General features: G+C 71.1%; 13 protein-coding genes. 3 read left to right on the top strand and 10 right to left on the bottom strand.

What is annotated here, in order from left to right; translation table 11 throughout:
• Positions 1–90 precede the first annotated feature (90 nt).
• From AB0J66_RS19910 to AB0J66_RS19875, 8 genes are all read right to left on the bottom strand, one after another.
• Positions 91–873, bottom strand: a complete 783-nt coding sequence (locus tag AB0J66_RS19910) for an SDR family NAD(P)-dependent oxidoreductase (protein WP_364662422.1) — start codon at positions 871–873, stop codon at positions 91–93.
• An 18-nt stretch (positions 874–891) separates the two neighbouring features.
• Complete coding sequence (locus AB0J66_RS19905) at positions 892–2,097, bottom strand: MFS transporter (RefSeq protein WP_364662419.1); 1,206 nt, start codon at positions 2,095–2,097, stop codon at positions 892–894.
• A 70-nt stretch (positions 2,098–2,167) separates the two neighbouring features.
• The gene (locus tag AB0J66_RS19900; protein WP_364662416.1) at positions 2,168–2,758 is read right to left on the bottom strand and encodes a TetR family transcriptional regulator; all 591 of its coding nucleotides are present in this window, start codon (positions 2,756–2,758) and stop codon (positions 2,168–2,170) included.
• Between the two features lie 52 nt (positions 2,759–2,810).
• The gene (locus tag AB0J66_RS19895) at positions 2,811–3,980 is read right to left on the bottom strand and encodes an ABC transporter substrate-binding protein (protein ID WP_364662413.1); all 1,170 of its coding nucleotides are present in this window, start codon (positions 3,978–3,980) and stop codon (positions 2,811–2,813) included.
• Positions 3,981–3,989: 9 nt separating this feature from the next.
• Positions 3,990–4,730 carry an ABC transporter ATP-binding protein gene (locus AB0J66_RS19890; RefSeq protein ID WP_364662410.1) on the bottom strand — a complete coding sequence of 247 codons (741 nt, stop codon included), beginning with the start codon at positions 4,728–4,730 and terminating at the stop codon, positions 3,990–3,992.
• Positions 4,723–5,460, bottom strand: a complete 738-nt coding sequence (locus AB0J66_RS19885) for an ABC transporter ATP-binding protein (RefSeq protein WP_364662407.1) — start codon at positions 5,458–5,460, stop codon at positions 4,723–4,725. The genes AB0J66_RS19890 and AB0J66_RS19885 overlap by 8 nt, the downstream gene beginning before the upstream one ends.
• The gene (locus tag AB0J66_RS19880; protein WP_364662405.1) at positions 5,457–6,470 is read right to left on the bottom strand and encodes a branched-chain amino acid ABC transporter permease; all 1,014 of its coding nucleotides are present in this window, start codon (positions 6,468–6,470) and stop codon (positions 5,457–5,459) included. The genes AB0J66_RS19885 and AB0J66_RS19880 overlap by 4 nt, the downstream gene beginning before the upstream one ends.
• A complete protein-coding gene (locus AB0J66_RS19875) occupies positions 6,467–7,339 on the bottom strand; it encodes a branched-chain amino acid ABC transporter permease (RefSeq protein ID WP_364662402.1) in 873 nt (290 codons plus the stop codon). Before AB0J66_RS19875 ends, AB0J66_RS19880 begins: the two co-directional genes overlap by 4 nt.
• Positions 7,340–7,603: 264 nt before the next feature.
• On the opposite strand from AB0J66_RS19875, the gene AB0J66_RS19870 reads away from it, so the two are divergent.
• Positions 7,604–8,938 (top strand): glycoside hydrolase family 71/99-like protein, encoded by a 1,335-nt coding sequence (locus tag AB0J66_RS19870; RefSeq protein WP_364662400.1) that lies wholly within the window; start codon positions 7,604–7,606, stop codon positions 8,936–8,938.
• A 65-nt stretch (positions 8,939–9,003) separates the two neighbouring features.
• On the opposite strand, the gene AB0J66_RS19865 is transcribed toward AB0J66_RS19870, so the two are convergent.
• On the bottom strand, positions 9,004–10,608 hold the full coding sequence (locus AB0J66_RS19865) for a thiamine pyrophosphate-binding protein (protein ID WP_364662397.1): 1,605 nt from the start codon (positions 10,606–10,608) through the stop codon (positions 9,004–9,006).
• Positions 10,609–10,757: 149 nt separating this feature from the next.
• On the opposite strand from AB0J66_RS19865, the gene AB0J66_RS19860 reads away from it, so the two are divergent.
• Positions 10,758–11,213, top strand: a complete 456-nt coding sequence (locus AB0J66_RS19860) for a hotdog domain-containing protein (RefSeq protein ID WP_364662394.1) — start codon at positions 10,758–10,760, stop codon at positions 11,211–11,213.
• Between the two features lie 62 nt (positions 11,214–11,275).
• On the opposite strand, the gene AB0J66_RS19855 is transcribed toward AB0J66_RS19860, so the two are convergent.
• Positions 11,276–12,022 (bottom strand): SDR family NAD(P)-dependent oxidoreductase, encoded by a 747-nt coding sequence (locus AB0J66_RS19855; protein WP_364662391.1) that lies wholly within the window; start codon positions 12,020–12,022, stop codon positions 11,276–11,278.
• Between the two features lie 224 nt (positions 12,023–12,246).
• Between AB0J66_RS19855 and AB0J66_RS19850 the strand changes: the two genes are divergently transcribed.
• Complete coding sequence (locus AB0J66_RS19850; RefSeq protein WP_364662388.1) at positions 12,247–13,011, top strand: DUF427 domain-containing protein; 765 nt, start codon at positions 12,247–12,249, stop codon at positions 13,009–13,011.
• The last annotated feature ends 24 nt before the right edge of the window (positions 13,012–13,035 follow it).

Genomic DNA, 13,035 nt, shown 5'->3' with positions numbered 1-13,035 from the left:
TAATGCAACGTGACGCCTCTCATGACGTACAGCAGCGCACGCCCTTTGCGTCGGATCGGTGTCGCAGCAGTTCATCCGCCGCGGGGCTGATCACCGGCCCTCCGCACCGATGCTGACCCCGGTCAGTCCGGCCAGACTCTCGATCAGCGCGTCCTGGAAGGCGGTGTCCCCGGTCGCCGCGGCCGGCTTGCGCTCGCGCAGGTGGTAGAAGTGCCGGCCGGTGACCGTGGCCGCAGGGTCGTCGCTGACGGCCAGCCAGGCCTGCGTGAGGTGGGCCTGGCTGAGGTCGTCCGGCGCCCCGGCCCCGCCCATCTTCGTCGGGACCCACCCGGGCTCCACGGAGTTGGACAGCACGTCCGGCCATCGGCGGGCGACGGCGAAGGCCAGGGTGGTGTCGAACAGCTTGCTGTCGGAGTAGGCCTGCACGCCGTCCCAGGGCCGCTCGAACCAGTCGATGTCCGCCACCGAGGCCTGGCCACCCTGGTGCATGCCGCTGCTGAGATAGACCAGCCGACCGGGGCGGCGCATGAGGCCGGTGAGGATGTACGGGGCCAGCACGTTCACCGCGAGGACCCGGGCATGGCCTTCCGGGGTGCAACCGCGCTCCCGTTCCCGGTAACCGATGCCCGCGTTGTGGATCACGGCGTCGAAGGCGCCGGTCCGGTCGGCCGCCGCCGCGAGCGCGACGACCTCGTCACGCCGCTCGAGGTCGGCGGTCAGCACCTGGGCGGCGCCCGGGGTCCGCTCCCGCAGATCCCGGGCCCGGGCGGCGTTGCGCGCGTGCAGGACGACGTCGTGACCGTCGTCGATCAGCTTGCGGGCGGTGTTCAGGCCGAGCCCGTCGCTGGAGCCGGTGATGAAGACACGTGCCATGGTCGAAGCCTTTCTTCGTCAGTGATCGGTGGCCGGCTGATGCTTCGCCGTGGGCAGCAGGACGAGGAGGGCGGCCGCCGCGACGATCCCGCCGAGCAGCATGATGGCCGCGGGCCCGGTACCGGAGATGAGAAGCCCGCCGACGAGGGCGCCGAGCCCGATCGCGATGTTGTACGCCGACACGTACAGCGAGGTGGCCTTGTCGGCCTGACCGGTGCGCGCCGAGACCCGGAAGACCCAGGTCTGCAGGACGACGGGCAGGGCGGCGTACGCGGCGCCCCAGACCACCAGCGCCCCGACCAGCACACCGAACGAGGCGCCGCCCGCCCACAGCGTCACCAGCGACGCGGCGAGCAACAGAACCGTCGCCAGCAGGGTCCGCCGCAGCGATCGGGAGACAAGCGGGCCGACGGCGAAGTTGCCGGCGAGGCCGGCCAGTCCCCAGATCACCAGCACGGCGCCCACCGAACCAGCCGGAATTCCACTCACCGCGGTCAGGAACGGGGTGATGTAGGTGAAAGCAAGGAAGTTGCCGACCATCACGAGGCCGGTCACCGCGACGGCCACCCGCAGGGCCGGGAGTCGCCACACGGCGGCGGCGGTGGCGTCGCCGGCGGGCCGGGCGGCGGGCACCGACGGGATGACGACGACTCCGCCGATCAGCGCGAGCGCGGCCAGCAGGCCGAGCACCGCGAAGGTGACCCGCCACGACGTGTGCTCCCCGAGCGCGGTGCCGAGCGGGACGCCTAGAACCGAGGCGAGTGACAGGCCGCTGAGCACGACCGAGGTCGCCCGGACCCCGTGCTCCGACGGCACGAGGCGCACCGCGGTGGAGGCCCCGATCGACCAGAAGACGCCGATGGCCAGCGCGATGACGATCCGCCCGGCCAGCAGCACCGCATAGTTGCCGGCGACGGCGGCGACCAGATTCCCGGCCGCACACGCCGCGAGCAGCACCACCACCAGCACCCGGCGGTTCAGGCGGCTGGTGAACGCGGTCATCGGCCCGGCCAGGACGCCGACGATGAAGGCGAACCCGGTGACCAGGAAGCCGGCAACGCCGACGCCCACGCCCACGCCGTGGGCGATCTGCGGCAGCAGGCCGATCGGCATCAATTCGGTACTGACGAAGGCGAACAACGCCACGGCCAGCATGATCACAGCCGTCCAGGCTCGTCGCACACTGGCGACCGGCACGGACGGCGGGGCGGAGGTGACAGTCATGACTCTCCCAACAACGCCAACGTTTGCGTTGCTAACGGTACCCAGCCGCCGTACCAACCGAAACGTTGGATCAGGAGATCGCGCTCACCTTTCTGGCCGCGGCCGCCACCGCGTCACGCCGGCGCGCACGGTCGTCCGGGCTCGCAGCGGCACCGGCGACCATCCGCGCCACCTGGGGCACCGCCGCCCACCAGGCCGCCATCGCGAGCACCAGGAACAACAGCTCGGCGGCCGGGATGTCGCCGGTCACCTCCCCCGCCCGCTGCGCGTCGGCAATGGCCGCCACCTTACGCTGGTAGTGCTCGGTGCGCCCCACCTCGTCGACGATGTCCCCGTCGAGCTCGAGCGCCTCCCAGTGCAGGAGGCGGACGAGAACGGGATGGTCGAGGTGGTAGTCGAAGCATCGAGCGGCGAACTCGCCGATCCCGTCGACGCCGATCGCGTCGATCGGGACCGCAGCCGCGATCCGCTCGAGCTCCTCGGCCAGCACCGCCGTGAAAAGCTGCTCCTTGCCGCCGAAATAGTTGTAGGCACGTTCCTTGTTGACGCCGGCCCGCGCGGCAATCGCCTCCATACGCGTGCCCGCGAGCCCCCGGGCGGCGAACTCGCCGGTCGCCGCCTCGAGGATCTTTCGCTGGGTTTCCTGCGGATTACGAGCCATCAGCGCAGCGTAGCAACGCGCCCGTTGGTCAAGAGCCGTCCGGCCGCTCAGCTCACTTGACGAGGCGCCAGGCGCCCTGCCGGACCTGAAGGATGCCCAGGGCCGCCGGTTGCAGACCGGAGTGCTCGGCGGCGCTGAACGCGAGCGGGCCGCTGTCCCCGTCCAGCTTCGCGGTCTCGATCGCATCGCGGACCCGGCCGGGATCGGTGCTCCCGGTGCTCACCACGGCGTCGGCGATCACCTGCACGGCGTCGGCGGCGAAGGACGCGAAACCGGAGTAGTCACCGTTCGCCGCCTCGTACGCCTCGACCCACGCCTTCTGGGCCGCACCGGCCGGGGTGCTCACATCGATGTCGCCGGACGCCAGCACCTTCGGGAAGACCATGTCGGTGCCTTCGGCGGCCGCGCCGGCGCCCTTGACGAACAACTCGGCGCCCGCACCGGCGTCGAGATAGACCGAGCCCCGGTAACCGGCGTCCCGCAGTCCCTTGACGATGGTGGCGGCCGCGGGCATCACCGCCCAGACCACCACCGCGTCCGGCTTGACGGCGGCGATCTTCGACACCTGGACACTCACGGTCGTGTCCGCCTGGCCGAACTGCTCGGCGTCGGCCACGGCGATGCCGGCCCGCCCGGCCTGTTGCGTCACCGCCTTCTGCCCCTCCTGGCCGTACACGTTGTTCACCGAGAGGAGGCCCACCCTGGTCACCTTGGTGCGCTGGAGCTCGGCGGTGATGGCGGTGGCGTCCTGCCCCGGATTGGGGGAAATCTTGAAGATGTACCGGCGGTCGGCGACAGGCTGGGTGAGCGCGCTGGCCGACGCCAGCGCGATGGCCGGGACCTTGCTCTGGTTGATGGACGGGATGGCCGCGGCACCGCACGCGCTGCACCCGCCCATGATCAGCGCGGAGGCGTGGTCGTTGCGGATGAGCTGGTTGATGTTGTCGACCGACGCGCTGGTGTCCGTCCGGTTGTCCCGCACCACCAGCCGGATCGTGCGCCCGCCCAGGGTGCCGGCCTCGTTGAGCTGCTTCACCTTCAGCTCGAGAGCCTTACGGTACGCCGTGCCGATCGACGCGGTCGGCCCGGACAACTCCAGGCTCGCGCCGATCACGATCTCGTCGGCGCGGGCGCCGGACGGCTTCTCATCGGCGGCACAACCGGCGGCGGTCGCCGCCAGGACAAGCGCAACGGCCGCCGTCAGCGCAGCTTGCAGTCGCATGTTCTCTCCTCACAGTGTGGTCTTTCCCAGACCGGATTCGGTTCCGAGGTAGGCCGAGCGGACCCGCGGATCGCGCCGCAGCGCCGCGCTCGTCGCGGAGGCCCGGATGCGGCCCCGCTCCAGCAGGTAGCCCCGGGCGGCGAGACGGAACGCGACGTCGGCGTTCTGCTCGACCAGCAGGACCGCCGCCCGCGTGCCCCGCAACGCCGAGATGACGGCGCCGACCCGCGCCACCGCCTGCGGCGCCAGGCCCAGGGACGGCTCGTCGAGCAGGATGACCGCCGGCCCGGACATCAGTGCCCGGCCGATGGCCAGCATCTGCTGTTCCCCGCCGGACAATGTGCCCGCGGGCTGCTCGCTCCGTTCGGCGAGGCGGGGGAAGCGGCCGTAGACGTCGTCCAGCGTTGCGGTGAGAGCCCGGCGGGGTCGCCCGTACCCGCCGACCAGCAGGTTGTCCCGCACGGTCAGAGAGGCGAAGACACGGCGGCCCTCCGGCACCGAGGCGAGGCCGGCCCGGTGCCGCCGCTGCACCGGCCAGGCGGTGACGTCCCGGCCCTGCAGCCGGATCCGGCCCGCGCGCGCGGGCAGCAGCCCGGCGATCGTTTTCAGCAGCGTGGTCTTGCCGGCCCCGTTGCGGCCGATGAGACAGACGATCTCGCCGGCGGCGACGTGCAGGTCGACCCCGTGCAGGGCCTCGAGGCCGCCGTAGCCCGCGACCAGCCCGCTGACGTGCAGGATCGGGTCAGTCATCGGCGCCCATCGCATCACCCAGATACGCGGTACGCACCGCCGGGTTGGCGACGACCTCGGCCGCGGGGGCGTCGGCCAGCAGCCTCCCGTGGTCCAGCACGAGCACGCGGTCACTGATCCGCAGGACACTGGCGACATCGTGCTCGACGAGCAGGAGGGTCACCCGCTGCTCGCGCAGGCGGCCGAAGAGGGTGAGCATCTCCTCGCTCTCCCGGCCGGCCATGCCGGCCAGCGGTTCGTCCAGCAGGATCAGCCGAGGTGCCATGGCCAGGGCCCGCGCCAGTTCGAGGCGCCGTTGCTGGCCGTACGCGAGTTCGTAGGGGCGCCCGTCCGCCCGGTCGGCCAGACCCACCTGCTCCAGCAGTGCGAGCGCTCGGGCCCGGCCCTGGCGCAGCGTCGAGCGGTGGCGGATCCGGTACGGCATCAGCACGTTGTCGAGAACGCTGAGCGAGCCGAACAGCTGGATGTTCTGAAACGTCCGGGCCAGTCCCAGCCGGGCCGCGCGGTGAGCGGTCATCGCGGTCAGGTCGTGCCCGTCGAGAAGCACCCGGCCCTGTGCGGGCCGCACGGCGCCGGTCACGACGTTGATGAGCGTGGTCTTGCCCGCGCCGTTGGCCCCGATCAGCCCCACGATGCCGCCGCCGTCGAGGCGTACCGAGAGATTTCGCAGGGCCCACACGCCCCCGAACCGGACGCTGACGTCGCTGACTTCGAGCAGGGCGGCGGTCATCGAGCCTCCCGGGGGATCCGGCCGGTGGTGAGCCGGTGGCGGCGCCACCGGCCGAGCAGGATCGCCGGCAGCCCGGCCAGGCCCCGCGGCAGCAGGAGCAGGCTCAGGATCAGAATCACCCCGTAGGCGGTCAGTTCGAAGCTCGCACCCGACGCCGGCCCGATCTGCTCCTTCGAGAGCTGGGTGAGCGTGACGACGCCGAGGGCGCCGAGCGGGGCGCCCCACACGCTGTCCCGGCCGCCCACGCTCACGATGACCAGGAGCTCCACCGAGGACAGCAGTCCCAGCACGCCCGGATCGACGTAGCGGTACCAGCAGGCGTAGCCGCTACCGGCGACGGAGGCCAGGACGGCCGCCACCACGAAGGCGGTACGGCGCAGCCCGGCGACGTCGACGCCGCTGGCAGCGGCCGCGACCGGGCTGTCTCCGGCCGCGGTGAGCGCGGCGCCCCAGAACGAGCGCAGCAGCACCTGCACGGCGACGGTGGCCACCAACAGCATCCCGGCGAACACGTAGTACATCGACAGGTCGTCGGAGAGCTCGATGCCGAGAACCGAAAGGGCCGGCACTCCCGTGATCCCGGCGTTGCCCCCAGTCATTGGCAACTGGGTGGCCAGGGCAGCCAACGCCAGCCCGAAGGCGAGCGTCGCCAGACTCAGGTAGTGGCCCTGCGCTCGGAAGATCAACGAACCGAGCAGCCACGCCACCGCGGCCGAGAGCAGAGCTCCGGCCACCAGCGCCCACCACCCTCCGAGACCGTAACGAGTGGTCAGGATGGCCGAGGTGTAACCACCGATGCCGTAGAAGGCGGCCTGTCCCAGCGAGACCTGCCGAGCCCGGCCGGCCAGCGGGACCAGACCGAGCGCGGCCAGGGCGAGCAGGACCATGAGCACGGCGGTGGACATGGTGTAGAGCGGCACGCGAGTGAAGACCGCGGGCACCGACAGCAACACGGCGGCGAAGACGGCGAAGCCCATGACCGGCCCGGTCCGGCTCCGCATGGTCGTCATACCCGCTCCGCGACGGCGCGGCCGAGCAGACCGGTCGGCCGCAGGAGCAGAACGGCCACCAGCAGCCCGTACACGATCACGTCGCGGTAGCCGCTGCTCACCACACCGGTGACGACCGCTTCGACGACGCCGACGACGAGGCCGCCGGTGATGGCGCCCATCGGTGACGAGAGCCCGCCCAGAACCGCGGCGGTGAAGCCCTTCAGCCCCAGCGCGAGACCGACGGCCGCGTCCGGCGGCTGCAGCGGTGCGATGACGATGCCGGCCAGGCCGGCCAGCACGGCCGCCAACACCAGGGTGACGGTGGCCATCCACAAGGGAGAGACGCCGACCAGTCGGGCCGTCTGGCGGTCGGCGGCGACGGCCCGTATCCCGCGTCCCCACGACGAGCGGTACAGCAGAAGGCGAACGGCGACCACGGCTGACAGCGTCACGGCGGCGCACCACAGATACTGATCGGACAGGGTGACGCCGAGGAGCCGCACCTCCCGGTCGCCGGAGAACGGGGCGGCGAAGTGCTGATCCGCCCCGAACCACAGCAGGGCCAGCCCCTGGATCAGGATCGAGGCGCCAATCGTCAGAGTGATGAGCCGATCGGGACCGGCGCCGGCCGCCAGCGCCAGGACGGCCACCTGCAGCACCGCACCGCAGGCGGCGGTCACGGCGAGGGCGACGACCGCGGCGACGACCGCCGGCAAACCGGCCTCGCCGGCCACGGCGTAGGTCAGACCGCCCAGCATGACGAAGTCGCCCTGCGCGAAGTTGATGACACCGCTGACCTGATAGACCAGCGAGATTCCCAGACCCACCACCGCGTACGGGCAACCGCCGGCCAGGCCGATGACGACGTAGCTCAGCACATGGTGCACTCGCTGCCTCCCCTGACGGTGGTGGCACGGCTGCCTTCCGTGCCGCCGGTAGTGTCGGAACAGAAGCGACGACATTCACGGAACCGCTCGTCGCGTGCGTCACACGCAGTCACAGCGCTCGGGACGGCGTACCGGGCGCCTCGCCTCAAAACCGGCTTTGCGCATCCTTAGGGGATGGTTAAGCGGTGAACGCGGGCCACTCGTCTGCGCCCTCTCGAAGGGATGCCTACGCGCCGTGGGTCCTGTGGACGAAGGAGAACGGTCATGAAGAAGCTGTCGCGCCGGGCCCTCTTGGGCTCCGCCGTGGCGGGCACCGTCGCCACTGCGGCCGGTGTCACACTGCGCGCCCACGCGGACACCGTCGCCGCTCCGGCCGCGGGCGCCTCACCCGCCGGCGACGTCGTCGGGAAGATCACGGTGGGCTACCAGGGCTGGTTCGCCTGTCCGGGCGACGGCGCACCGATCGGCGGCTGGTGGCACTACGGCGCCGACCGGTCCCAGCCCCCGTCGCCGTCGAACACCACGCTGGCGTCCTGGCCCGACATGCGCGATTTCACGAAGGGATACACCACCGCCTACGCGAGACTGGGCAACGGCGGACCGGCCCAGCTGTTCTCCTCCTACGACGACCAGACCGTGCGAACCCACTTCGGCTGGATGCAGAAGTACGGTGTGGACACCGCGGCTCTGCAGCGGTTCAACCCGTTCGGCGACGAGGGTGCCACCCGCGACGCGATGGCGGCCAAAGTGCGTTCGGCGGCCGAGGCGACCGGCCGCAAGTTCTACATCATGTACGACGTGACCGGCTGGTCGTCCGTGCAATCGCAGATCCGGACGGACTGGACCACCAAGATGTCGGCGATGACGGCGTCACCGGCCTACGCCCGGCAGAACGGCAAGCCCGTGGTGTGCATCTGGGGCTTCGGCTTCAACGACAGCGGACGACCGTTCACCGCGGCCCAGGCTCTCGACGTCATCACCTGGTTCAAAAGCCAGGGCGTGTACGTCATCGGCGGCGTGCCGACGTGGTGGCGAGAGGGCATCAACGACTCCCGGCCGGGCTTCTCCGACGCCTATCACGCGTTCGACGCGATCTCACCGTGGATGGTCGGACGGGCCGGTTCGCCGGCCGAGCTCGACTCCTACTACCAGAACGCCAACGTCGGCGACTACGCGGACTGCCAGGCCCACGGCATCGACTACCTGCCGTGCGTGCTGCCCGGCGACCTGCAGGCGGGCGCACGCCGGCATGGCGACTACTACTGGCGCAGTCTCTACAACATGATCCGGCTGGGATCGCAGGGCCTGTACGTGTCGATGTTCGACGAGTTCAACGAGGGCAACCAGATCGCGAAGACCGCCGAGTCGGCGGCGTTCGTCCCGACCGGCAGCGGGATCCGTGCCCTCGACGAGGACGGCACCGCCTGCTCGGCCGACTACTACCTGCGCATCACCGCGGACGGCGGCAAGATGCTCAAGGGCCAGATCCCCCTCACCGCTGTACGCCCGACCCCGCCGGTCATCAGCAGTGCCGCGAGTTCGCCCTCGGCGCAGCCGTCCGCCCGGCCGACCCGAGGTGGGCACCGGCATCGGCGATGACCGGCTTCGCACCGGTGTGATGCGGGACCCGGGCGGAATCCGCCCGGGTCCCGCACCCGGCGATGTCAGTGCTGCATTCCGGTGATGTGGTCGACGTCGACCCGCAGGTCGATGACCAACGGACGGGTCCGCCGGTCGATCGCCTTGGCCGCCACCTCGAGATCGTCGAGGTGGCGCACCGTGATGGCGTCCCCGCCCATCGCCTCGGCCACCCGGGCCAGATCCGGCCAGGCGAACAGGGACATCGCCGGATCGAGTCCGCGCTCGACGAACTGGACGTGCTCCGCCCCGTAACCACCGTCATTGCAGATGATCACGATCAGATCGAGACCCTCGCGAACGGCGGTGGCGAACTCGGCGGCCCCGCCGTGCATGAAACCGCCGTCGCCGCTGACCAGCACGACCGGGTGGTCCGGCCGGCCCACCGCCGCGCCGATGGCCGCGCCCATGCCGGTGCCGATCGACCCGAAATTGCCGGCCCACACGAACTGTGCCGGATGGTGCACTCGGATGTGGCGCAGCGACTCCATCATGAAACGCCCACCGTCACTGACCACCGTGCGGGGGGCGGGCAGCACAGAGTCCAGCTTCAGCAAGGCTGTTTCGATGTCCACGGTTCCCGAGGCCGTGCGGGGGCGGGGCGCCCGGCCGGCCCGCGCAAGCTCGTCGGCGAGGTTCTCGCGGAAACGGCCGGCGGGAATCTCGAACTCGTCCACCGCCGCGAGCAGCTCACCGGCAACCGCGGCCGCGTCGCCGGCCACCGGCACCGCCACCTCGGCCGGCAGCCCCTCGGGCCGGACGTCCACGGCGATCACCGGTCGCCCCGTCAACAGGCTTCCCCGGCGGGTGGTGTAGGAGTTGAGACCGGCGCCGAACGCGACCACCAGATCGGCCTGCTCGGCGGCCGCCCGGCCGGCCGGCTCCGCCAGTCCGCCAATGATGCCGACGTCGTGCGGCTCGTCGCGAAACAGTTCCTTGGCCTTGAGCGTGGTGCCGACCGGTGCGCCGAGGCGGTCGGCCAGCCGCAGGATCTCGTCCCGGGCGGCCACCGCACCCCGGCCGGCCAGCACCAGGGGCCGGCGCGCCGCCCTGATCGCCCGCGCCGCCGCCCGCAGGGCATCCGGGTCCGGCCGCACCGCCTGCCGGGCCGGGCGACGAAGCTCGACGGCCTCGCCGTCGACCTCGGCCCACATGAACTCCGACGGCACGTTGAAGACCACCGGACGGCGCTCCAGCATCGTCCGGCGTATCGCGATCGCCAGGTCGCCGATCGCGGTTTGCGGTGTGCGGGCCTGCTCGAAGCCGGCCCCGGTGGGCCGGACCACGCTCCGGTGATCGATGTCCTGCACATTGGCGCGCGCGGTCGTGGCGGTGTCGCCGGCGATCAGCAGCAACGGGATCCGGCCCCGGGCCCCTTCGACCAGGCCGGTCACCGTATTGGTCAGAGCCGGCCCATGGGTCACGGTAGCCACACCGGGCAATCCGGTCCGCTCGGCGAACCCGACGGCCATGAACATGACCGTGGACTCGTGGACGCCCGCCACGTACCGGCCGCCGGTGTCGTGCACGAAACTGTGGGCCATGAACATGTTCGCGTCCCCCATGAGGCCGAACATGGTGTCGACCCCGTACTGCCGCAAGGACCGCGCAAGCGCGAGATGGAGTTTCACGAGATGTCCTTCCCGGGCGCCCTCTGGCATCCCTCCCGCTCGTCGGCGGGACGGCAGAAGGGTTCACCGGTGAGATTCCGGTCATGCCGGGGCCGGACCGGGTTGGTCACAGCGCTGAACCTGGGACCGGCCGCGCCGACGGACCCGGCATGAGCACGGACACCTTCACACCCGGCTACGGCGCCGTCCGATCGGTCGATGTCTCCTTCGACGATCTCGACCCGCAGCACATGCTTTACCACGGCCGTTACCCGGCCCTCGTCGACCGCGCGATCCTCGGATACTGGGCCGGCAAGGGCATCCGGTACGACGCGGACGGATCTCTGGGAGACACCGTCCAGGTCGTCCGTGATCTCGGCGTCACGTTCGCCGTGCCGGTCCGGCGGTTCGGGCCGGTGCTGGTCCACTTCTGGGTGTCCCACATCGGCACGACCAGCATGCGGTACGACTTCCGGCTGCTCGCCGAGGACGGCACCACGCTGCACGCCCAGGGACACCGCACCATGGTCAATCTCGGCCCCGGGACCGGCCGGCCCGCGCCGTGGAGCTCCCGGGCCCGGGCCAACTACGCCGCCCTGCAGCAGCCCGCCGACCGGCCCGCCTGACCCCGGACCGAAACCCGGCCCGTCCCCCGCACGCGGCGGCGGACGGGCCGGCGTCGCGCCGGTCAGACGGCGATGCGCCCGCCGTCGACCGGCAGAACCGCGCCGTGGACGAACGACGCGGCGTCGGTCGCGAGGAAGACGATCGCCTCGGCGATCTCCTCCGCCGTTCCCGGACGCCCGGCCGGGCCCGCGGCGGCGAGCTGGTCGAGACCCTCTCCCATGGCCGCGGTCCCCTCGGTACGGGTCGGGCCAGGACTGACCGCGTTGACCCGCACACCACTCGGGCCGAACTCCGCCGCCCACGATTTCGTCAACAGCACCATCGCCGCCTTGCTGGAGCCGTAGAGCCCCATCCCGGCCGCGCCGAACTCGGCCACCATCGTGGTCACGTTGACAATCGCACCGTGCCCGCGTCCCGCCATGGCCGGAGCCAGTTCCGCCACGAGGAAGTACGGCACCTTGACGTTCAGCGCGAACACGTCGTCGAACTGCTGCTCGCTCATCTTCTCGGTCGGGCCGAACGGGAAGATCCCCGCGCTGTTGACCAGGATGTCGACCGGGCCGGCCAACTCCACCGCCCGGGTCGCCAGCGACCGCGCCGACGCCTCGTCCCGCAGATCGATCGGCACGAAGAACGCCGATCCGCCGGCCCGCTCGATCTGCTCGACCGCCCGCGCACCCCGTTCACCGTCGCGGCCCGAGAGCACGACCGTCGCCCCCCGCGCGGCCAGCGCCGTCGCGGCGGCCCGCCCGATACCGCTGTTGCCACCGGTCACCAGCGCCACCTTGCCGGAAAGCTCTGCAGCCATCACGCTCACCTTTTCTGTCCCGGACCCCGGTCGGGGTCTCCGGGCGATGTAACCAGGCCCGGCGCCGCCACCATCCGAGCCGCGATAAGGCGCGCTTATGGGCGGTCATCAGCGGTGGGGGGACCGGCCGGCCCGGCGACCGGAGGGATCGGGCCAGGTAAGAATCGGCACGGACGAGGACACCAAGGTGAGCAAAGAGCGACAACCAAGGAGTGCTCCACGTGATGAATTTTCCTCCCAGCATCGCCACGGTGAATCAGATGGCGCCGGTGCCCCGGCGAATCCGGGCGACGCTCGACGGCCGAGTCGTCATCGACACCACCCGCGCGGTCTATCTGTGGGAGTGGCCGCACTATCCGCAGTACTACATCCCGCTCGACGACATCGTGCCCGGCGTGCTGGTCGACGAGGCCCACGAACAACGGCTGAGCCGAGGACGCACGCGCCGCTTCGGGCTCCGGGCCGGCGACGTGGTGCGGCCCAAGGCCGCCCGGCTCTACACCGCGGACTCCCTTCCCGGGCTCGCCGGGCTGGTCCGCTTCGAATGGGAAGCGCTCGACGCCTGGTTCGAGGAGGACGAGGAGGTACTCGTCCATCCGCGGAATCCGTACACCCGGGTCGACGCGATGCGCTCCAACCGCCGGTTCCGGGTGGAACTGGACGGCATGGTCCTGGCCGATTCGGCGTCGCCCGTCATGCTGTTCGAGACCGGGCTGCCGACGCGCTACTACCTAGACCGCACCGCCGTGAACTTCGCCGCGCTGGAGCGCACCGACACGATGACGCCGTGCCCGTACAAGGGTCGCACCAGCGACTACTGGTCGGTGCGGACCCCGGTGGACACGTACCGCGATCTGGCCTGGTCCTACTCCTACCCGACCCCGGCCGTGTCGGCCATCGCCGGCCTGGTGAGCTTCTACAACGAGAAGGTCGACATGTTCCTGGACGATCGGCCGCTCGAACGGCCGGTGACCCACTTCTTCAAGTAGTCCGCGCGGCGATCGCCCGGCCGG

It is taken from the genome of Actinoplanes sp. NPDC049598, from assembly GCF_040675435.1.
GTDB lineage: Bacteria > Actinomycetota > Actinomycetes > Mycobacteriales > Micromonosporaceae > Actinoplanes.
This window is presented reverse-complemented; position numbering and strand designations above follow the sequence as displayed.

Coding starts and splice junctions, on each gene's coding strand:
- AB0J66_RS19860 (WP_364662394.1), top strand. CDS start 10,758: ATGAGCACGGACACCTTCACACCCGGCTACGGCGCCGTCCGATCGGTC.
- AB0J66_RS19885 (WP_364662407.1), bottom strand. CDS start 5,460: ATGACCGCCGCCCTGCTCGAAGTCAGCGACGTCAGCGTCCGGTTCGGG.
- AB0J66_RS19900 (WP_364662416.1), bottom strand. CDS start 2,758: ATGGCTCGTAATCCGCAGGAAACCCAGCGAAAGATCCTCGAGGCGGCG.
- AB0J66_RS19880 (WP_364662405.1), bottom strand. CDS start 6,470: ATGACGACCATGCGGAGCCGGACCGGGCCGGTCATGGGCTTCGCCGTC.
- AB0J66_RS19855 (WP_364662391.1), bottom strand. CDS start 12,022: ATGGCTGCAGAGCTTTCCGGCAAGGTGGCGCTGGTGACCGGTGGCAAC.
- AB0J66_RS19905 (WP_364662419.1), bottom strand. CDS start 2,097: ATGACTGTCACCTCCGCCCCGCCGTCCGTGCCGGTCGCCAGTGTGCGA.
- AB0J66_RS19890 (WP_364662410.1), bottom strand. CDS start 4,730: ATGACTGACCCGATCCTGCACGTCAGCGGGCTGGTCGCGGGCTACGGC.
- AB0J66_RS19850 (WP_364662388.1), top strand. CDS start 12,247: ATGAATTTTCCTCCCAGCATCGCCACGGTGAATCAGATGGCGCCGGTG.
- AB0J66_RS19910 (WP_364662422.1), bottom strand. CDS start 873: ATGGCACGTGTCTTCATCACCGGCTCCAGCGACGGGCTCGGCCTGAAC.
- AB0J66_RS19870 (WP_364662400.1), top strand. CDS start 7,604: ATGAAGAAGCTGTCGCGCCGGGCCCTCTTGGGCTCCGCCGTGGCGGGC.
- AB0J66_RS19895 (WP_364662413.1), bottom strand. CDS start 3,980: ATGCGACTGCAAGCTGCGCTGACGGCGGCCGTTGCGCTTGTCCTGGCG.